The organism is Moorena sp. SIO3I8 (genome assembly GCF_010692325.1).
Lineage (GTDB): Bacteria > Cyanobacteriota > Cyanobacteriia > Cyanobacteriales > Coleofasciculaceae > Moorena.
On record NZ_JAAHHW010000123.1, the window covers coordinates 1 to 19,428 of the forward strand.

Genomic DNA, 19,428 nt, shown 5'->3' on the forward strand with positions numbered 1-19,428 from the left:
CACTCTCAAACTATCAACTGTCACCCGACTTCCCCTCCTGGGAGGGGTTAGGGGTGGGTTCCGATTCCCGATTCCCGATTCCCGATTCCCTTTCCTATAGCTAATAGCTTACGAATCTGAAGGTATTGGTTGGGATTCTAGATACCTCAGAAAAGACATTAACTCATCGTCACTGAGCAGCTGACGCGATCGCTTACCGTAAGTTTGTAGAAGATAGTCTTTCCCCTGTTGAGTTGTCCAACCCAGACGCTTCATTTCTACATTGGTTTTAGTAATGATTTCAGAATGGTCAATAATCGGAAGACTCGATGATCCCATGTCACTGGTGTTAGTCTCCATGGTATGTTGAGAATATGACTGGACTGGAGGATCAGGTTGTGAGGTCTGGTAGCTAATTGGCTCCCTCTTCTTAGGGATGTCAGCTGGCACAGAGGTTTCTACTTCCCTTGAGAAGGAATCATTGCTAAAGTTCCTTGCTGGTTCTACTGATGGGATATTGGCAGCGGTTTCCCTAACCTCTCTAGCTCTTGACTCTGAGAAAGAGTAACTACTGGTGTCACCGGTTCGAGTAGCTTGAGTAAAATGATGATTGGGTTGAGTCTGTTCCTGACTTGCTGAGGTCGAGCCAACATCATAGCGAGGCAATGGTTGCAGCGGCAGATTTACCTCACGCTTTGCTCTGGGATTATCCTTGTTTTGATCAATCCCTTTGGTGCTATCCATGCCTAAAGCAGCTAAGGCTCTAAGTCTGGCTTGATCTTCTGCTAATTCAACGGTTTGGGCAGCAGCTAGACCAGTGACCAAAATGGTATCCTCAACTTTAACGGAGCAACGTACTATGTACTGACCATGGTCAATCGCTAAAAGATCGCTGATCAAGCTGCCTTGAGGATAACGATCTCGGAACTGAGTAAACATAAAACCATTTCCTGCCCAAATCTAAGCATTACATCATAGCATAGCTTGACCCGAGAACTGTAGCAAAGGGAACAGCTGATCTGCGGATCACCGGAACATTTCTTCCCGATTCCGTACTCCCGTTGATGTACAATAAAACATAATATAATAGAACTATCTTTGGTAAGCTGGCGCTAAATCCTTCTGTAGTTCAAGTCTTCAACAGACGTAGGAGAAAGGAATTTCAGTGGTGTTCCTGATCCAGTTGAGCAGCACAGCCAAGCAAAACCAAAGTTTCTTTTTCCCAGGCGCTCTAGGAACAGGAAATCAGAGGGCGGGTACCTCCAAGTTCCCCTCGTTGCCCACACCTACTATGTTCCACAAGAGCTGTTATCTCCTGATGTAGTCCGTTGCCTTTTAGCCTACGCAAGTCAGTATGACGATTCAGCAAATCTGAATTTAGGGCGTAAGCGTGACCAATCGGTTGCCCAATAGGTAGACTAGTAGATATAACTGGGGAATTTGGACACAGTTCCAAGGCTGACCAGACTAAGCTAAGCTTCTCTTTTGCCCCAGGGGCTAAAGCATCGGCAAAGCAAGGGGACTAAGTTACCAGCAAGCTTAATGGTTCCGAGTATTGCAGTGTCTGAACATAAGAGTTCTAACCAAAGAAACTGGGTGGCATTGGACATTCTCACTCTTGCTCTTGGAATCGGTTGCTTCTTATACATAACTGCCTGATTAGTACCCGTTTGATGACAACTTCGCCAACGAAACAATCGTCCTGGGGGCCTCAAACCGTAACTCAAAGAAGGTGCCATGGCGTTTGAATCACTGGCTATTGACCAAGCTCTGACTCAAAAATCCCGCAAGCTTTGTTAGGTGAGTCATTATCCTAAAAAGTTACCCTGACCTTAGTCTTGCTTCGGAACAAAAACAACAGAGTCGGTTAACCAGTTTAGGCAAACCATCAGTGGATACCCTTTCCTGGGAAAGAAACACAAGGGGTGGAACAAGTTCAGCTACCCGGGAATACTGATGCACTATTCTCTGCTGTTGGGGAAGTGTACACCTGGCTTGCCTTTCAATGTTCAGCCGATGACCCGATCGCATCAGGGACTGTCCTACCCTAGCGATCGCATAGTCTTAAGGGCAACAAGCAAAAACCACGATCAGACGAAAAGGATTGTTGGATGGAATTTTCAATCGCTACATTACTTTCTAATTTTACCGATGATAAACTAGTGGCACCCAAAGTCTTAGAAAAAAAACTTGGTTGCCAAGACAAAGACGGTCTCAAAAAACTCCAGATTGCCCTGGATGCACTGGAAAAATTAGGAATTCTGGTCAAAGATCGCGGCAGGTATCGGCGTGTTTATGAAGAAGATGTGGTGGAAGCCAAGCTGCGCTGTTCCAGTAAAGGCTTTTGTTTCGCCATCCAAGAAGTCGAGGGAGCCGATGATATTTACATTCGGGAGAGCAATCTGAGTACTGCCTGGAATGGCGATCGCGTCCTAGTCAAAGTTACCAAAGAAGGTAGCCGACGCCGCTCTCCTGAAGGAGAAGTGCGGTTAATTCTCGAACGGGTAAATCCTTCAGTGCTAGCGCGAGTCAAGGAAATTGGTAATGGTTACCGAGCCTTTCCCCTTGATGACCGACTCTTGTTTGAACTAGATCTTGAACCGGATGAGGAAACCTTAGACAAAGCAGTGGATCATCTGGTTCATGTAGAAGTGCTACGCTACCCCCTCGGACAAAACCCTCCCCTGGGAAAAGTTGCCCGTATTTTAGGAAGTGATGCAGAAGATGCGGCTGACACCGACATTGTCTGTTGCAAGCACGATTTACGCTCTAACTTCCCTGATGAGGTACTTCTAGCCGCTGATAACTTACCGAAAAAGCTGAAAAAATCAGACTATACCCAGCGCCTAGATTTGCGAAAAGTTCTGACCATTACCATTGAAGATAAGCTAGCTAACTCAGAGAAGGTAATTGTAGAAAACGCCTTTACTCTAGAAAAAACCGAAGCAAATCAGTGGCAACTGGGGATACATATTGCTGATGTGGCTTACTTTGTCCCTGACTCTCCCTTGGCTGATGAAGCCAGAAAAAGGGGTACAGCAGTTTATCTGTCCGATCTGATATTGCCTTTACTACCGGAAGCCGTTGCCCAGCTTTGTTCCCTAGTACCAGGTCAAGACCGCTTAACCATGTCGGTACTACTCACTCTAGACGAAGCTGGTAAGGTAGTAGAATATGAGATTCAACCGTCCATAATCCAGGTACACTACCAGCTCACTTATGAGCAGGCTCAGTCCCTTCTGGGGGGACATGAGGAAGCTGACTCAGAATTGGCACCTGTGGTGGACATACTCAAGGAACTGTTTTTTACCTTGAGTCCAGCAGTCAGGGCGCAACGAAAGCAGCGGGGTGCCTTTGACCTAAATTTGTCCCAGATTCCATACCCCTATAAAGATGAAGGAAGAGTGGGGGCTCTGGAGGTTTCTTCAACAGTACCAATGCAGTCGTTGTTGAAGGAATTAGTGATCTTAGCCAATCAAGCAATAGCTACCCATATCCAAGCCCTAGGTTTGCCAGGGATTTACTGTGTCCAGGGGCTACCGGATTGGGATGGGCTTCAGGATTTGATTAGGTTGGGCATGAATCTAGAGCTAGATATGCAGCTTGAGAAAGAAGAAACCATTACCTCTCAAGACTATCAGGGCTTTACCCAGCTATTTTCCAAATCCATAGCACCTAAAGTATTGATCTATTTGTTGTTATCAACCTTAAAACCAACAGGTTATAGTTCAAAACCAGGATCCCACTTTGGTCTAGCATTGGATACTGGGTATACTCACGGAGTATCACCACTGAGGCGCTATGGAGATTTATGGGTACAACAGTTACTGCATTTGGTATTTGAAAAAGGAAGAGACCGTCGTTCTACCCGTTCCAAAGACCGCGTAAATCTCAATCATAGCAGCTGTCAAGGTAATATAAACTGGAATGTTTTACCACCAGAAATTCACCAAGAGTTAGAAAATCAGTTAACTACATTAATTCCCCATCTCAATGACCGTGAAAAGATCACCATGGATGCAGAGATGGATTTACAGGGGTTAAAGAAAGCTGAACAAATGAAAGAGCGTACAGGAGATATCTTCAGCGGTCTAATTACTGGGGTTCAATCCTACGGCTTTTTTGTCGAAATTGAAGACTTGTTAGTAGAAGGATTAGTTCACGTTAGCTCTCTCAAGGATGACTGGTACGAGTATCGCTCCCGTCACGCCTGCCTAGTGGGTCGCAAAAATCGCACTGCCTATCGCTTAGGCGATCGCGTCGAAGTCCAAGTCAAGAGTGTGGATTATTACCGTCAACAAATTGACCTGGTCACCGTAAGTGGCGGTAGTTTTGCTAGTAACGAAGATTTAGAGGAGTAAATTATTAGTGATTGGTTAGTAGGTTACTAGAAGGTTAACTAACCACTAACCACTAACCAATCACTACCAATGAAATCATATTAAGTCCAGTTAATCACTTATAATAGTATTGATGATAATAGGGTTAATTCCCTTTTGTTAATTAACAATTTTAAATTAAAAATTAATAAACAAATGACGAACACCATTCAATGATAAGTATTAAACCGGACATGATTTGACTACTGACTAATGACAATTCCTTTAATTCTTGGTGTCACCGGTGCATCTGGGCTAATCTATGCTGTACGGGCTTTAAAGTATTTACTAGAGGCTGACTATGCTATTGAGCTGGTGGCATCGAAATCTACCTATATGGTTTGGCAGGCAGAGCAAAATATTCGCATGCCTCTAGAACCCGATCTACAAGAACAATTCTGGCGTCAGCAAGCGGCAGTCGATCAGGGAGGCAAACTCATTTGTCATCGGTGGGGGGATGTGGGAGCCAGCATTGCTAGTGGTTCTTTCCGTACTTTAGGAATGGTGATCATGCCCTGTAGTATGAATACCGTAGCGAAAATGGCTGCGGGCTTCAGTACTGACCTGCTGGAGCGTTCAGCAGATGTTCAAATTAAAGAAGGGCGTCAGCTAGTAATCGTACCTCGGGAAACACCCTTTAGTTTAATCCATCTGCGTAACCTGACCAGATTAGCAGAAACAGGAGTTAGAATAGTTCCAGCTATTCCCGCTTGGTACCATAACCCTCAAACCATCGAAGATTTGGTGGATTTTGTGGTAGCTCGTGCTTTAGACCAGTTAGACATTGACTGCATTCCCCTAAAACGGTGGCAGGGGAGAAGTAATGATTCCCTACTATGATAGGTAGGAAATAAAGATATCGGAAAGATGGGGGAAAATAGGGCAGAGTTAAAAGACCGAGTAGTAGGAGGCTAAATCGTCAGAGTTTTCTGCCTTGAGCCGGACATATGCTGATAAATCTTCATCACCCCTCAACCTTTAACCTATAACCTTCAATCCCTTGGTTTATGTTTAGGATTATTATATTCTTATGTTTGGTAATAGGTGGATTGGCACTGTTTGTTGTTGATAATTGGTTGCCAGTGCTACCGTTAGTCTTTCTCGGCATGAAGACACCACCTCTACCTCTAGCCTTGTGGATTGTTGGTGCCATTGGAGCTGGAGTTCTAACTAGCATCAGCCTACGACTCCCCAATTACCTGGCTTGGCGTTACTCTCGTCGAAATTCTGAACCACCAGACGACGAGCCATTATTTTCTGAATATAGCCGTCGTGAAAGTTATCAAACCCAGACGAGGCAGGAGAAAACTCGTGAGCGTCCAGCCTCGAAACAAACGTCAAAAGATGATACAAGCTCGGATTGGGAAGAAAGTAGTAGTCAAGAGTGGGAGTTTGAGGAAGATCAGAATTCAGATCGAGTTTCATCAGGTCGCCAAGGGGTTAAGCAAGATTCGACCTCACACACCACTAAAGGGGATCCCACTAGCTATGACCTGAGCGAAGAACCCGAAAGTAGTGATCAAAGTGGCTCTGTTTATTCCTATAGTTATCGCAAACCTGGTAATTCAGGTGTTGGTAAATCCGAAACAGTTTACGATGCCAAGTATCGAGTAATTAATCCACCTTACAAGAAAGTAGCTAAGCAGCCTGAAGAGGATGAAGAGGACTGGGGGTTTGAGGATGATGAAGACTTTGAATAACCTTACTGACGGTTGATTTTCTTGCTCGTTGGAGAGAGTTTGAGACGGAATTGAATACCCCGTCCTCTTAGGTCGGGGATTAATTTTCCCAGTGTGGTGTTAATATAAGAAATAAGGGTCTCAAAAAAAAACTGGGTATTGACCCTACCAGCTACCGACCGTGCGGGGGAAAGTTACGCCCAGGTCGATAACAGCCAATTAGGTTGTGCCTAAGAATCCCCATTCCGGCGACGGATGGGGAAGTTCAAGACTAGCATAACAATAGCAGCCAAGGCAGTGAAAGGTCACTTCTTGGCTGTCACTGTTAGATAGTTACTCAATAATTATCCATTTGGGTAACATACTCCCACACTGACAAGTACGGTTCAGTGTGTGCTTCTTAGCAACTCCAGCTATTGCGAACGGATACACGGGTTACTTTATTAACGACACAGGATGCCCCGACCCGCCGGAACAATACAATAAGTTCTATTTTTAAGCACGTAGGTGGCGGTTAGCTCTTAATTTATTTTCCCTACTATTATAAACTATTATAAACCCTGTCCGCAATTCATCTGACACTTATGCTGCGCATGTTCGTTGTGAGCCATAAGAGCGGATGAAGCTAATTGTTCATTTGTTCGCGAGATTGCTGTCTCACGCGACCAGTCATAGCGGCTTCTTGTAAGACCATAAAGGCATCCAGATCCGCCAAATCGTACTTTTTATGTTTTTGATGAAGCATCCTGCGTAATTTATCCTCGGCTTCTATGGTAAGATAACCGGTGGTGAGAGCTTGTTTGACAATGTCACGAATTAGCAACATTTACTTTGTTACCCCTACTATAGATGGAGTGACCACTAGTGAAAACCAGTAGATCGGTTCCACTAGTTGATAGTTTTGTGAAACACCGAAATCAGCTGCTTCATCAGGTAGTTGAGCGCCAGGGATTAGAAACTATGCTTTATACATATTTGAGTCTCCCTGGTCTAAAAAATTGAGGATTATTTTACCCTCGTGCCAAGCTTGGACTTTTATTCAGTCCAGAGCCTGACCAGTCTTACGGTGGTCAAACACCGCTTACCCAGTCGGCTTAGGTCTAAGCCTAAGTTTCTGGCTATTTTTCTAATGATGGCGGTTTTAACCGCCTTGTCTTGCTTCCTCCGCCACATAGCCACATGAATTATGACGGTTTCCACGTTCCCGTTGTCTTGATGCAGTCGCAGATGAGCAAAACCACGGCAGTTGCTCATAGGGAGAGGCTGTGTGCTAAGGCTTACCGAAGCACCAAAGTCAGGCCCAGTGGTTACCCCCTTTGGCCTCACTGGCTCCCCAAAACCACGGTACATCGATTTTTTTGGGATGAAGTTTAGATGAAGCTATTGTGGATAATAACATAAATGTGAAAGGCTGTCTCCCAGTGGGAACCCTATAGTGGTACGGTTTATTAAGTGAACTAAGGGTAATCACTGATTAAACTGGAGAGGGCATGCGTGAATGACTTGTTGAAGGGCATCAATGTTTTTCTGATTGGCATGATGGGCGCTGGCAAAACTACTGTTGGAGGTTTACTAGCTAGTGAGCTAGGCTATGGTTTTTGTGATACAGATGCCCTGATTGAGCAAATTGCAGGTAAAACGATTAACCAAATATTTGCTGACGACGGTGAAGAAGTCTTTCGACAGCTGGAGACTCAGGTACTCTCGGAACTATCGGCTTATCAGCAATTGATTGTTGCTACAGGAGGCGGTATTGTAATTAAACCCCAGAATTGGAGTTATCTGCATTATGGTCTGGTGGTCTGGTTGGATGTGCCTGTGGCAATGTTAATCGAACGCTTGCAAGAGGATACCACTCGCCCCTTATTACAGAAACCTGATCCTGCTTTAGAATTGCAGAAAATTCTTGACCAAAGACGGAGTCTTTATGAATTAGCTGACCTTCACATCTGTCAACAATCTGGGCAGACTGCACCAGAGGTGGCTTCACGAGTTATTACAGAGATTCCGAAAGTTCTTAAAAAATCTACACAAAAAAATTAGGGTCGTTTTAGAGCCATTCATTATTGTTGGGATAGGCGTTTGACTGGTTTACCCCCTAATAAGTTATGGGCATCTTCCAGAAAAGCTGGTATTAGATCAGCATGAGGACTTTTACGCAAACATTCCGTCAGGTCTAATTCTCTGACCTGATTGGCTTGGGCCCCAGGAAACCAGTGACCCGCATTAGTTAAAAGGTTGTAGCGCATTTTTGCATACTCAACCAGATCGTACGCGATCGCTAAATTCCTCAACCACAAAATCACTGGAATATTTATACCGCCTGGGGTTTCTGAATGGGTGGGTAAACCAATGTGCCAACTTCGGAACCAGTCTTCTCCCAATTTTGCGATCGCTTCTGACTCCAAACGCTCTAAAATCGGTGGTAATATTTCCTCTGAGTGCTCCAGAAGTTCTACAGCTTTGAGGTGTTCATCAAAATCTGATGGTCGAGATGCGCCTAGACTCAAGGTATGGACCTGGGGATGGCTCAAACAAAACAAATCATTAAACACCATTGGGCTAAGGGGAGCACAAAGTTCCACTAACCGTTGTGGTGGTTTATAGAGCATACCCCCTTTATCGGAAGGGCTAATGATGAACACCCCCATATCGTGACGAGTAGCGGCTTCAATAGCAGGCCAATTTAACTGATTAATGTAATACCAGTGCAGGTTAACGTAGTCAAACTGGTCGGTTTCAATGGTGTTAACAATTACATCTGTAGGACCATGGGTGGAGAAGCCAATAAACCGTACCTTACCCTCTGCTTGAAGCTGTCGCGCCACATCTAAATAACCACCGGGACGGATAGTATCATCTAGCAACTCAGGGGTATTAATCCCATGGATTCCCAGTAGGTCAACATAGTCAAGTTGTAGGAAAGCGAGGGATTGATTAAACTTACGACGAAACTCTTTGGGGTCAGGCTTAGGAGTAACTTTAGTCTGAACAATCAGTTGTTCTCGGGTAAATTTGGGCAAAATCTCTCCTAATTGCATCTCAGAAGTACCATAGCCACGAGCAGTTTCTATGTGATGAATGCCAAGCTCTAGAGAACGGCGGATTGTTGCTTCGACATTCTGTTGATGATCTCGGGGAATTTGCTCCTTGGGAACATCCTGCCACTTGAACTGGTATCGCATACCACCACAGGAAAAGACTGGCATCTGTAACTCTGTACGCCCAAATCTTCGATATTGCATCATAAACGTGCTTTGAATCACCCAGCTGCTAGTGTCTGCTCTTTGTCCATCTAACTACCTTTACATTACTTTACAACGTCAGCATTCAGCCGTCAGTATTCAGCCATCAGCATTCAGCCATCAGCATTCAGCCGTCAGCATTCCGTAACTCAGCATTATTCGAATGCTTACCTGTTGTCTTGATCCAATAGCGAGTGGTTTTGGGTCTGTGTGGGTCACCTGCGTCCGCACCGCTGTTTGCCCCGTGGAAACCACGCCAGTTGCTAATAGGGGGAACCCCCACAGGTCGGCACTGGCTCACGGTCATCTCAAGCACCATTAGCAAGTTCAGGTAACGTGACCTCCCCTGTTCCCTTGCTGCATCGCTGATTCAAAAGCTGACAGCATTAAGCTGACGGCTGAATGCTTACCAGCCTCGAATGTTAAGGCAATCGGATCTAGCGTTTACCAAGCTGGTAAGGTACAATAAGGATACCTCAGATAATTCTGCTCAAGAACCATGAAAGCCTACTCTGTTGATCTTAGACAAAAAATTATTGATGCTTATAATCAAGGCAATATCTCTCAACGTAAGCTTGCTCAACAGTTTAATGTTGCCTTAAGCTTTGTTCAAAAATTACTCAAACAGTATCGAGAAACCGGAAATATTGCTCCCAAAGTTCGAACTAAACAAACTCCGATCAAACTTACCCCAGAGCAATTAGATATTCTACGAGATCTTGTCATCAAAAACAATGATGCTACCTTAGATGAACTCCGGATTTGGTTAGCCGAAGAAACGGGAGTTTTAATTGGTCGTTCCACAGTCGATAGAATGATTAAACGTTTGAATTTAACCCGTAAAAGAAACCATAGACGCCACAAACAAAAATAAATAGGCACAAATAAATTCAAAAATAATCTTTATATAGCACTACGCATTCAGATGTTTGACATTCCTAAACTCCGAAACTCAGTCATAGCTGACTTCTGACTTCTGACTTCTGACTTCTGACTTCTGACTTCTGACTTCTGACTTCTGACTTCTGACTTGGGCGTAGCGCTATATTTCATGGATAATGGGTACTGGGGCAATGGGGAATAGTAATCAGATTAATGATACCCCATTACCTCATCCCAATTACCAAAATTGTAAGCGGTCAGCAGTCAGCGGTCAGCTTAAAATAAACCTCATTTGGGAGAATTTAAAGGTGCGCTTGACCCATTAAGAATTAAATTTGCCACGGGTCGCACTTAATAGTTCGAGATTTTATCGAATTCAAAGTCTCGGTAGTAAGCATGCAGCCGTCAGCTGATAGCTGATAGCACCATCTGTAGCACCATCTGTAGCACCATATGTAGGCCATTAGCTGATAGCTGATAGCTGATAGCTGACTGCTTACCCAAAATTTAGGGACTATTTGATAAGTGATTAACCAGACTTAATCTCAAATATCTTGAGCTGCCCGCTGAATCAGATGACGAGCAACAGTTTGAATCCCAGTATGCTCATAACAATTAGTGCTAGCGTCTAGAAATGCCGCTACATAGTCTAACTTGTCATCAGCAACTTCTATGAAGCCACCCAGACGCTCAAACAGTGACTCAGGGCTTAACCCAGTAGAGGAAATTAAATTATTCATCCAGTCACCAACTTCATCAAAGGTGTTACTGATAAATCCCTGTTTATCGGATTCAGGAATTGAGTCACTGAGGGCTTCAAAGGCAGGATTATCTTCTAGAGCGGACTTCCCTCCTTCTTCCAAGCTATTTCGGACTTTAGAGATGAAGTCAGCACCCAGAGGAATTAGACCATCGATGCAAACTAAGGCTACCATCCGCATCAGAGCTTCCTTATGATAGTTTTCTGTCACAGAAGCAGCAAAATCTACCGGATTAAAGCCAAGGCCGTGAATCTTGCTATGAGCGATCAGTTCTCCGACCAGTTTTATACTCAAATCAAAAGATTGAACGGTGTCAGCTTTGGGAGTCAGTTTGTCTAAGAATGGGATCCAACTCAAAGTATCCCCGACTTTGTCAGCTAAAGCTGCTGCTGCGATCGCTGTGTCAGTATTGTCAAGAGTTTGGTAAATCCAGATAGCTGTTTGGTATCCCTGATCAGGGTCTTCGTACAGCTCAAGTGCGCGGGCACTAATTGACTCAATCACATCTTGATCTGTTTCCCCTGTAACTGCGCTAATTGTATTGTGAAAACCGACGAGATTTTCCCATTCCCCCGGAACAACAAAATCCAGGACATTCAGTACTGTTACGGTTATATTATCCGTTGGAAGTTCGTCAACTAATTCAATAATTGATTGACCCATTTTCAGTTGTTTTAATTATAAACTTCTCTCACGAAAACATACACAATTTTAAATGTCAATTGTGAAGGAATCATGAAAAAAATCTGTAAGCTATCAGCTTTGCTTAGGTAGCATACTGAGCAATACTAATTAACGTCAAAGTCTTCAGGAAATTCAGGAGAACTTGGTTGAGCTTCTAGCAGTGCAGCAACCCCATCCCCCTTGAGCTGATTACCAATTACTAATAGCTTTTTGCCAGTAACATTATAAATGTCATAACGTTCATTGCCTTCAAAAAGGTTATTTCCAGGAGTACTAGCAGTGCCTAAATCTGGCTGAGATTGGCTAATCGCTACCAAGCCATCCCTACTATTGTTGATAATTTGGTTCTCGCGCAGCACAGGACGTGCAGACCCTTCAATCACTACCCCGTCAATGTTGTCACGAATCTGATTATTTACTACCAAGGGTGAACTGTTGCCCCCTATCGCCAAACCATGACCGGTTTGCTCAATAATATTACCCCGGATTTCTCCTGTTGCTTCCCGAGTTACAGAGATACCGTTTCCTTGGTTATTGGCAAAACGGTTATTTTCAATCAGAGGATTTCCTTTACCACTAACAAACACTCCTTCGCGATCGCTATTGATAAAGGTATTGTTACGAATGATGGGATTGGTGGATTCTACCCACACACCACTCCCTCTGGTATTAGGATTAGTAATAGTTAGTCCCAGAATCTGAGTATCTTGAGCTGCCAATATCGTCACATTCTGACCTGCCCAAGTGCGACTGAGGTAAAGACCGCCACCAATTATCACTACTCCTTCACCTCTAGCGGACTTGTTTCCCTGGAGAATCATGCCAGGTTTGAGTTTAAGGGGAAAGGTTTCTCCCTGTTCAACGGTGTACTGACCTGGAGCTAGGTGGATAGTAGCTAAGGGACGAGCTTGCTTTAAGGCATAGGTAATAGTTTTGAAGGGATTAGCAGTGGTTAGACCAGCGTTTTCGCTATCTGTACCTTGTTGAGAATCCACATACAAAACTTGCTTTATCGCTGGCGGCGACTGGCTAGGGTTCGATCTCGGTAAGGTACGAGTAGGAAAATTGTCTGGTGTTGGTCTACTTATCCTGCCAGATGAATCCCATTGCTCACAGCCTGTTACCGCTAAAGCCATTATTAATCCAGCAGCAACTAATACAAAGTTAGGGGATTCAGTCAGCTTATCAACTTTGTATTGCAGCATTGTCAAGGTTAGTACTTAACTCGATGAGAGCAAAATTTTATTAGTGTATTATAGCGTTTTTCATCACTATGAAAAACGCTATAGTAGTTCACTCTAGGCTAGTCAATTTCTTCAGCAGCACGAAGAATTAAATGACGCGCAACGGTTTGAATACCAGTATGCTCATAGTAGTTAGTGCTAGCGTCTAGAAATGCCGCCACATAGTCTAACTTGTCATCGGCAATTTCTACAAAACCCCCGAGACTGTCGGACAGTGAATCACGGCTTAATCCAACAGAGGATACTAGATTATCCATCCAGCCACCAACTGCATCAAAGGTTTGAGTAATGAATCCCTGTTTATCGCCATCTGGGATTGAGTCCCTGATGGCTTCAAACTCATCATTGTTGGAAAAGGATGATTGATCTCCTTCTTCAAGGGTATTTCGTACTTTAGACACGAAGTCTGCACCAAGAGGGATTACCCCATCAATACAAACTAAAGCTACCATCCGCATCAGAGCAGCTTGATCATAGTTTTCCCGGATAGAACTGGCAAACTCGAAGGGATTCAAGCCAACCTTGTGAATTTTGCTATGGGCAAGTAGTTCCCCCACCAATTTCAGACCCAAGTCAACCCCTTGCAGCTTGTCAGCTTTGGGAGTCAGTTTCTCTAAAAACGGGATCCACCTAAAGGTATCCCCGACTTTGTCGGCTATTGCCGCTGCTGCGATCGCTTTGTCAGTTCTGTCAAACTTTTGATAAATCCCAACGGCTTTTTGGTATCCCTCATTGGGGTCTTCGTAGATGGCGAGGGCGCGATCGCGAATTTTCGTAATCACCTCGTAATCCTCTTCCCCAGTTAGCTTGCGAATGGTATGGTTAAACCCCACTAGGTTTTCCCACTCCCCTGGGATCACAAAATCCAGTGCGTTCAGGATTTTTACAGTTAGGCTATCGGTTGACAGTTCATCAACTAACTCAATTATTGATTTACTCATAAAAAACAAGTTTGAAGTTTGGACACCCCGTTTATGGGGGGCCAGGTCGGAAACACGAACGTCAAGTGCGGTTTTCACCCTGCTACCTAGCCTCGAAGGCTTGAAGCCCTGTCTAGGCAACAGCGGGGTGCTGACCTTAATATTTTCTCTAGATAGTTTCTCTAGATAGTTTTCGGTTAGTTTAACCTACACCATCATAACTATAACAATCCGATTTTAGTTGTGAAACTCTCCAAGACCGGAAGTGGAGCAACAGACCAGAAGTCGGGGAAGAGGGGCAATAATTTGACCATTGGTTAGTTGAGCGCAAATCAATTGGGAGTGCGCTAAGCGTGGGTTCTATTTAACTAATCGCTATCTTAAAAATTAATAATTATGAAGAGCTAGGGGCTCAACTCTCTAATTATATCATGTCGGGATAATTACCCTTAATAAAAATCTCCCGCATCTCCCCATCTCCCCACACTTCCCACACTTCCCAAACTTCCCACCCTCGCTCTAATTATGGGTATTCAACCTGACTTGATCTTATGGGGATTAACCTATTCCGGCAGAGGATGTCAAGGCTTTACGATTACCGGTGTTCCTATAGCCACCTTTTCAAATAAATCTCGGACATCTTTATTGAGCATTCGGATGCAACCGTGAGAAACAGCTTGTCCGACGAGTTCCTCAGCAGTTGTTCCATGAAATCCAATATAATTCTTCCCATTAGTCCAAAAACCAATCCAGCGATCGCCAAGGGGATTATTCGGCCCTGGAGGAATTACTTCACCTGTCCAAGGATGCTCCCAAGCTGGATACTGAAGCTTTTGGAGCACTTCAAAATTGCCTGTTGGTGTTTCCCAACCCGCTTTACCAATGGCAATGGGGTAAGTGTTTAGTACTTGAGCCGCTTGATAGACATAAACACGACGTTCACTCAATTTAATCACCAAACGAGTAATTTGAGTAGCCTCTGCTGGGATGTCTTCTTCTAGAGGAAGATATAGATCCAGGTCTCCAAGAAGTGGCAATTTTGGGGCTTCAATTCCAGGCAATTGATTTTGATGTAAAACCTCTTTGGTAGTAGCGTCAGGACTACTGGTTTTTTCAGAGGCAGCTACCTGCTGTTGCTCATGAAGTATTGGAATTACTATACTCAAGCAGAGTAGCATTAAGCTCCGAGATAGCAATTTACCTCTCACCATTACTAATTTTTTTTTATTTACAACAACTTTATAACATCACTTTAATATACTTGAAAAGCAACATTAGCAAAAACGTTAACCCCAGGCCATGAGTGAGGTTTGGAGAAAACAATCTTAGTAAATAGACTGATAAACTATTCCGGAAATAATCTATTCTTTCAGTAGATTTTACAGTAGATCCGTTAATTTTAAATTCTTCGAGTAACAGAAATATCAATTAAGTTGATGATAAAAATTAAAAACTTGAATGTATGGACAGGGACTACTTTGTCACTGCTGCTGTGTACCCTTGCTATGGCTCCCGCTCAGGCTAACCCAATGGGTGAACACGCCCAAAACCGGATCCTCAAACAAGATCGGGGGCAAGAGCTTGACAAAGGTACTATCAAGAGTATCGTTGGCAATATGGTAAAGGTTAAGCTTGACAACGGTGACAGCCAAACTGTTTGGCTACCGACTTCCAAGCTCAGGCAATTGCATTTGACAGAAGGTAAGGAAGTCTTGATGGCTGGGAATCGTATCCTTAATGTTGTTAGTTCAAGTGATTTGGCGAGTTCAGAGACTCGGAGGGTTACCAGTAGTGTTACCGAGGTGTTAGAGTCTCTCCAACAGAGGCGTATCGAACGGATGAACCGTATTCGGAGAACTGTCATTTCCACTCCTGTACAGCCAACAGTGACAACTCCTCCTCGAACCCCAATTGGGCTACCTGTCAGAGCACTGTGGTAGCAACGGGTGCGCCTACCTGTGGGGATTTCCAGGGGGCTGACAAGATGCGATCGCATACAGAACTCAAACCATGAACGACTGCATTAACACAATGGTTGATAGTTAACGGTTGCCTTGATGCTTAACAAGGGTTTGTCATAGTAATGAGGTAAACAGGATTTTTTTCCAGTCCTCTTTTCCCTGCTCCCTGCTCCCTGCTTCCTGCTCCCTTCTCCCTCTATTCCCATAAAAAATATTGCCCGGAGTGTTAACTCCGGGCTAATCAATAACGTCGATTAAAATGGGCTGATCATTACCTGATCTGTAATCCGATAATTCTATTTCGGAGCTACAATATATGGAGAGGAAACCCCTTGAGCCTTACCTGATGTGACCAAAGCCTGATAAAGCATAGAAACCATCTCAGCATGAGTAGCAGGCTGATTTGGTCTGAGCATAGTTTTTTCACTGTAGTTAACAACTATACCCGCTTCTGTTGCTGCTGCTACTTTCTCAATCGCCCACTCAGGAATGTCATCCTGATCTCGGTAAATCTTTAACGTTTCGGCTGGATTGGATGAAGGTTGAAGATCAAGACCGCTAATCAGGCTAACTAAAACCTGTACACGAGGAACTTTTTGCTCAGGACGGAACTCCTGTCCGGGATATCCTGACATGAAGCCGGTTTCGGTAGCTTCATCAATTGCTTTAGATGCTGATTGATCAGTAGGTTTATCCTTATAATTTACTCGTTGTCGCTTCTTCTGCTCTTGAAACGCTTTTTGAATTTGAGCAGCTAACTCTCCCCGTGTTACCTGTCTGTCCGGTAGAAATTCCTGATCAGGTAAGTTAATTAATACTTTGTCCTTGGCTAGAGGTCTCATGAAAGGACTTGCCCAATGATTTTTAGGAATCTCTGCTGGTTGAATGGAGCGGAAATCGCTAACATCTATAGGGATAGTTTGTGATGAGGATTGGGCTTGGTCAGGACCTGTGCTACCGTCAGTATTACCATCTGATCTGGCTTGGTCAGGACCTGTGCTACCGTCAGTATTACCATCTGATCTGGCTTGGTCAGGACCTGTGCTACCGTCAGTATTACCATCTGATCCGGCTTTGCCCTTGGCCATGGTGCGGTCGCGATATCCTGTGGATGAGTACCCTGATGAGAATAGCCCTAGGAATGGACTAGTTTCTGACTCCTCTGGTGAGTTACCTTGAGCTGACCCGAGCATTAAACCCGTGGCTGGATCAACTGAATATCCCCTGAACCAAGAACTCGTTCTTGATTTGGAGGATGAGGAGCGCGCAAATGATGAATTACCCCCACCCGTGATTGATTTAAGGCTTGGGAATAGTGATAGTTCTCCCGTTGACTCTGTTGACTCAGATGATGCAAAGGGAGACTCAAGGGATTTGAAGCTAAATTTTCCCCGGTTGCCCCTAGTGCCCCAAAACAGAATTAGACCAATAGTGGCGAAGGCTACGATAATTGCCAGTAATTCATCAAGGTCTAGAATTGGTTTGCGGCTTGGCTGAGGAGCTGTTGGGGGTGATGTCCGCTCGGACGGTGATTGATTTGTCATAGGATGGCTGAGATACAAATCTTTTGACTGCTGTCCCTGACTTTAAAGGGCAGGGATTGCTTGAATTTACCTAGATTAAACCATAGCTATGTTTTTCACAAAAGATTCAAATTTTCCAACCCCAGGTTAATCTTACTCCCCAAAATACTAGTAAACTTGCCAGTGCTAACCAATCACACCAGCGTAAACGCAGTTGATGCCACTCCACTTGATGCTCATTGGGACTAGTAAAGCCCCTGACAGTCATAGCACTAGCAATTTGCTCAGCCCGTAACAGCAGATTTTCCAGAAGCTTTTCCGCAACCATTAACCAAACTTGTAAGCTTCGGCTCAGACCGAGTTTTTTCCAGTTGATAGCACGAGTGCGTATGGAACGACCTAAATTCTGTACTTCTTCGAGCACTAGGGGGATAAAGCGCAAGGAAAGGGTTAAGGTGAGCAGAATTTCGGTAACCGGAACATTGAAACGCCGTAAGGGTTTGATTAAGCTTTCTAAACCTGCGGTAATTTCTTCTGGTGCTGTGGTAAGCAGAAAGAGACTGGAACTGTAAACTAGGATAAATAGAGTTGTGCTGATCCGGACCGCTAAATCTATTGAGCGACGAGTAATAGTAAGACTAATCATAGTAAACGCTTTACCACTCCAGATGACATAACGGTAGTCACTAGTTTGAAGTTGGGTGTGCTCTTGAGGTTCTGGAGGTAGTCTGACTTGATGGTCAATGGCCATACCATCTGGAGCGATCGTAGTGATCAGGAAGACAAAACATGCTAGCATCAACAACCAACCCATTTGCTGACGCCACACCCGCCAGGGAATCCTAGCTGATAAGGTGATTAGAATCAGTAAGGAGGATAGCCCGAGCCGACAGTAGGGATTTGCCAACAGGGGTGCGATCAGAAAACTGGTCAACCAAAACATCTTTACCCTGGAGTCGAGGTGATGCATCCAGGTGACTGGTTGTTCCAAGTATAGTCCGATAGGAAGCGATCGCAATAAGTCCATGTTAGTGGTGAGTGCTGAGTGGGTAGTAGTCGAGGGGGTCAGTTGTCACACGCGGGTAGCTCGATTGAGGTTGATTTGAGCTTCTTCTCCATCACGGACTTTTTTGCCTCGCCACAGTAATCGTACTGGTGTACCAGTGAAATCTAATTGTTGGCGGAACTGACGCTCTATGTAGCGACGGTAGTTCTCTTTGAAGCGTTTGGGGTCGTTGACAAACAGGGCAATCGTGGGGGGTTTAGTTTTTACCTGGGTACCGTAGTAGATTTTGCCCTGACGCCCTTGGCGATTGGTGGGAGGAGTGTACCAGCTAACGGCTTCTTGTAGGACTTCATTAATCACAGAGGTAGAGACACGACGTCCATGTTGATTGGCAGCGGTATCAACTAAATCCAAAATTGTTTCGACCCGCTTGCCTGTTAGGGCACTGACAAAGATGATTTCAGCCCACTCGATAAAACTCAGTCGGTCTTTAACCAGTTTTTCGTATTCATAGATAGTGTAGGAATCTTTTTCGATAGCATCCCACTTATTGACTACAATTATCGCAGCACGTCCTTCATCCGCAATACGTCCTGCCAGTTTTTGGTCTTGCTCTGTCACCCCATCTATAGCATCAATCACCAGTAGCACTACATCTGAGCGGCGAATAGCTTTGAAGGCACGATTAATACCAAAAAATTCCGGTCCGTAAGTAACGTTTTTCTTTTTGCGAATGCCAGCGGTGTCAATCAAGCGATAGGTTTGGGCATCAGTACCCTTTTCTGGATCTGCTGACCGTTGTACTACCATATCAATGGCGTCACGAGTGGTGCCAGAAATTGGACTGACAATCGAGCGATTCTCCCCAGTGAGGGTATTCAATAAGCTGGATTTTCCGACATTGGGGCGTCCGACAATAGCAACTTTAATCTCTGGGATTTCTGGGATAGTGTCTACATTGGGCAGGTAGGTAACCAGCTTCTCTAGTAATTCTCCTGTACCATTGCCATGAATTGCTGAGACCGGGAAGGGTTCTCCTAAATTCAGTTCCCAAAACTGGGAGGCTAGAATAATTCCTTGCTGGGGCGATTCACATTTATTGACAGCTAGCACAACTGGGGTATTTTGTATACGTAACCATTGCGCGATCGCTTCATCTCCAGCT

20 protein-coding genes are annotated in these 19,428 nt (G+C 44.4%); 7 read left to right on the top strand and 13 right to left on the bottom strand.

All coding sequences use genetic code 11. The annotated features are described in order from the left end of the window. Nucleotides 1–108: 108 nt before the first annotated feature. A complete protein-coding gene (locus F6K51_RS29670) occupies nucleotides 109–918 on the bottom strand; it encodes a hypothetical protein (protein ID WP_293027047.1) in 810 nt (269 codons plus the stop codon). A 292-nt stretch (nucleotides 919–1,210) separates the two neighbouring features. Then, nucleotides 1,211–1,435, bottom strand: coding sequence for a hypothetical protein (locus F6K51_RS29675; RefSeq protein ID WP_293027050.1), 225 nt, complete (start codon nucleotides 1,433–1,435; stop codon nucleotides 1,211–1,213). A gap of 469 nt (nucleotides 1,436–1,904) precedes the next feature. Here F6K51_RS29675 and F6K51_RS29680 point away from each other — a divergent pair, with 469 nt between their 5' ends. The 4 genes from F6K51_RS29680 to F6K51_RS29695 all read left to right on the top strand — a co-directional run bounded on the left by F6K51_RS29680 (nucleotide 1,905) and on the right by F6K51_RS29695 (nucleotide 6,058). Then, entirely contained in the window at nucleotides 1,905–2,030 is a 126-nt protein-coding gene (locus F6K51_RS29680; RefSeq protein ID WP_293027053.1) for a hypothetical protein, read from the top strand. Between the two features lie 60 nt (nucleotides 2,031–2,090). After that, nucleotides 2,091–4,340, top strand: a complete 2,250-nt coding sequence (locus F6K51_RS29685) for a ribonuclease R family protein (protein ID WP_293027057.1) — start codon at nucleotides 2,091–2,093, stop codon at nucleotides 4,338–4,340. A 231-nt stretch (nucleotides 4,341–4,571) separates the two neighbouring features. Continuing rightward, entirely contained in the window at nucleotides 4,572–5,198 is a 627-nt protein-coding gene (locus F6K51_RS29690) for a flavin prenyltransferase UbiX (protein WP_293027061.1), read from the top strand. A 209-nt stretch (nucleotides 5,199–5,407) separates the two neighbouring features. Beyond that, nucleotides 5,408–6,058, top strand: a complete 651-nt coding sequence (locus tag F6K51_RS29695; RefSeq protein WP_293027065.1) for a hypothetical protein — start codon at nucleotides 5,408–5,410, stop codon at nucleotides 6,056–6,058. A 604-nt stretch (nucleotides 6,059–6,662) separates the two neighbouring features. Here the strand turns inward: F6K51_RS29695 and F6K51_RS29700 are convergent. Further along, the gene (locus F6K51_RS29700) at nucleotides 6,663–6,863 is read right to left on the bottom strand and encodes a hypothetical protein (RefSeq protein WP_293027068.1); all 201 of its coding nucleotides are present in this window, start codon (nucleotides 6,861–6,863) and stop codon (nucleotides 6,663–6,665) included. 209 nt (nucleotides 6,864–7,072) lie between these two features. Then, entirely contained in the window at nucleotides 7,073–7,387 is a 315-nt protein-coding gene (locus tag F6K51_RS29705) for a hypothetical protein (RefSeq protein WP_293027072.1), read from the bottom strand. A gap of 144 nt (nucleotides 7,388–7,531) precedes the next feature. On the opposite strand from F6K51_RS29705, the gene F6K51_RS29710 reads away from it, so the two are divergent. Continuing rightward, entirely contained in the window at nucleotides 7,532–8,080 is a 549-nt protein-coding gene (locus F6K51_RS29710) for a shikimate kinase (RefSeq protein ID WP_293027075.1), read from the top strand. 20 nt (nucleotides 8,081–8,100) lie between these two features. Here the strand turns inward: F6K51_RS29710 and F6K51_RS29715 are convergent, their stop codons facing one another. After that, nucleotides 8,101–9,282: an aldo/keto reductase gene (locus tag F6K51_RS29715; RefSeq protein WP_293027105.1), complete on the bottom strand. Its 1,182-nt coding sequence runs from the start codon at nucleotides 9,280–9,282 to the stop codon at nucleotides 8,101–8,103. A gap of 499 nt (nucleotides 9,283–9,781) precedes the next feature. Between F6K51_RS29715 and F6K51_RS29720 the strand changes: the two genes are divergently transcribed. Beyond that, nucleotides 9,782–10,156, top strand: coding sequence for a transposase (locus F6K51_RS29720; protein ID WP_293027078.1), 375 nt, complete (start codon nucleotides 9,782–9,784; stop codon nucleotides 10,154–10,156). A 47-nt stretch (nucleotides 10,157–10,203) separates the two neighbouring features. Here F6K51_RS29720 and F6K51_RS29725 read toward each other — a convergent pair whose 3' ends face one another. From F6K51_RS29725 to F6K51_RS29745, 5 genes are all read right to left on the bottom strand, one after another. Continuing rightward, complete coding sequence (locus F6K51_RS29725) at nucleotides 10,204–10,356, bottom strand: hypothetical protein (protein WP_293027081.1); 153 nt, start codon at nucleotides 10,354–10,356, stop codon at nucleotides 10,204–10,206. A gap of 353 nt (nucleotides 10,357–10,709) precedes the next feature. Next, a complete protein-coding gene (locus tag F6K51_RS29730; RefSeq protein WP_293027084.1) occupies nucleotides 10,710–11,588 on the bottom strand; it encodes a hypothetical protein in 879 nt (292 codons plus the stop codon). A 125-nt stretch (nucleotides 11,589–11,713) separates the two neighbouring features. Further along, nucleotides 11,714–12,814, bottom strand: coding sequence for a DUF1565 domain-containing protein (locus tag F6K51_RS29735; RefSeq protein ID WP_293027108.1), 1,101 nt, complete (start codon nucleotides 12,812–12,814; stop codon nucleotides 11,714–11,716). 98 nt (nucleotides 12,815–12,912) lie between these two features. Then, a complete protein-coding gene (locus tag F6K51_RS29740; RefSeq protein WP_293027087.1) occupies nucleotides 12,913–13,794 on the bottom strand; it encodes a hypothetical protein in 882 nt (293 codons plus the stop codon). A 560-nt stretch (nucleotides 13,795–14,354) separates the two neighbouring features. Beyond that, nucleotides 14,355–14,984: a L,D-transpeptidase gene (locus tag F6K51_RS29745; RefSeq protein WP_293027090.1), complete on the bottom strand. Its 630-nt coding sequence runs from the start codon at nucleotides 14,982–14,984 to the stop codon at nucleotides 14,355–14,357. A gap of 225 nt (nucleotides 14,985–15,209) precedes the next feature. Here F6K51_RS29745 and F6K51_RS29750 point away from each other — a divergent pair, with 225 nt between their 5' ends. Beyond that, a complete protein-coding gene (locus F6K51_RS29750; protein ID WP_293027093.1) occupies nucleotides 15,210–15,713 on the top strand; it encodes a hypothetical protein in 504 nt (167 codons plus the stop codon). Between the two features lie 317 nt (nucleotides 15,714–16,030). Here F6K51_RS29750 and F6K51_RS29755 read toward each other — a convergent pair whose 3' ends face one another. The 3 genes from F6K51_RS29755 to der all read right to left on the bottom strand — a co-directional run. Beyond that, nucleotides 16,031–17,278 carry an S-layer homology domain-containing protein gene (locus tag F6K51_RS29755; RefSeq protein WP_293027096.1) on the bottom strand — a complete coding sequence of 416 codons (1,248 nt, stop codon included), beginning with the start codon at nucleotides 17,276–17,278 and terminating at the stop codon, nucleotides 16,031–16,033. A gap of 106 nt (nucleotides 17,279–17,384) precedes the next feature. Further along, nucleotides 17,385–18,284, bottom strand: a complete 900-nt coding sequence (locus F6K51_RS29760) for an energy-coupling factor transporter transmembrane protein EcfT (protein WP_293027099.1) — start codon at nucleotides 18,282–18,284, stop codon at nucleotides 17,385–17,387. Nucleotides 18,285–18,329: 45 nt separating this feature from the next. Then, nucleotides 18,330–19,428: ribosome biogenesis GTPase Der (gene der / locus F6K51_RS29765; RefSeq protein WP_293027102.1), on the bottom strand; the 1,099-nt coding region annotated here is incomplete at its 5' end.

Excerpts from the sequence above, each read along its gene's own strand:
- F6K51_RS29670 (WP_293027047.1), bottom strand. The coding sequence starts at position 918 with ATGTTTACTCAGTTCCGAGATCGTTATCCTCAAGGCAGCTTGATCAGC.
- F6K51_RS29685 (WP_293027057.1), top strand. The coding sequence starts at position 2,091 with ATGGAATTTTCAATCGCTACATTACTTTCTAATTTTACCGATGATAAA.
- F6K51_RS29690 (WP_293027061.1), top strand. The coding sequence starts at position 4,572 with ATGACAATTCCTTTAATTCTTGGTGTCACCGGTGCATCTGGGCTAATC.
- F6K51_RS29700 (WP_293027068.1), bottom strand. The coding sequence starts at position 6,863 with ATGTTGCTAATTCGTGACATTGTCAAACAAGCTCTCACCACCGGTTAT.
- F6K51_RS29705 (WP_293027072.1), bottom strand. The coding sequence starts at position 7,387 with ATGTACCGTGGTTTTGGGGAGCCAGTGAGGCCAAAGGGGGTAACCACT.
- F6K51_RS29715 (WP_293027105.1), bottom strand. The coding sequence starts at position 9,282 with ATGCAATATCGAAGATTTGGGCGTACAGAGTTACAGATGCCAGTCTTT.
- F6K51_RS29720 (WP_293027078.1), top strand. The coding sequence starts at position 9,782 with ATGAAAGCCTACTCTGTTGATCTTAGACAAAAAATTATTGATGCTTAT.
- F6K51_RS29730 (WP_293027084.1), bottom strand. The coding sequence starts at position 11,588 with ATGGGTCAATCAATTATTGAATTAGTTGACGAACTTCCAACGGATAAT.
- F6K51_RS29735 (WP_293027108.1), bottom strand. The coding sequence starts at position 12,814 with ATGCTGCAATACAAAGTTGATAAGCTGACTGAATCCCCTAACTTTGTA.
- F6K51_RS29740 (WP_293027087.1), bottom strand. The coding sequence starts at position 13,794 with ATGAGTAAATCAATAATTGAGTTAGTTGATGAACTGTCAACCGATAGC.
- F6K51_RS29745 (WP_293027090.1), bottom strand. The coding sequence starts at position 14,984 with ATGGTGAGAGGTAAATTGCTATCTCGGAGCTTAATGCTACTCTGCTTG.
- F6K51_RS29750 (WP_293027093.1), top strand. The coding sequence starts at position 15,210 with ATGATAAAAATTAAAAACTTGAATGTATGGACAGGGACTACTTTGTCA.
- F6K51_RS29755 (WP_293027096.1), bottom strand. The coding sequence starts at position 17,278 with ATGACAAATCAATCACCGTCCGAGCGGACATCACCCCCAACAGCTCCT.
- F6K51_RS29760 (WP_293027099.1), bottom strand. The coding sequence starts at position 18,284 with ATGGACTTATTGCGATCGCTTCCTATCGGACTATACTTGGAACAACCA.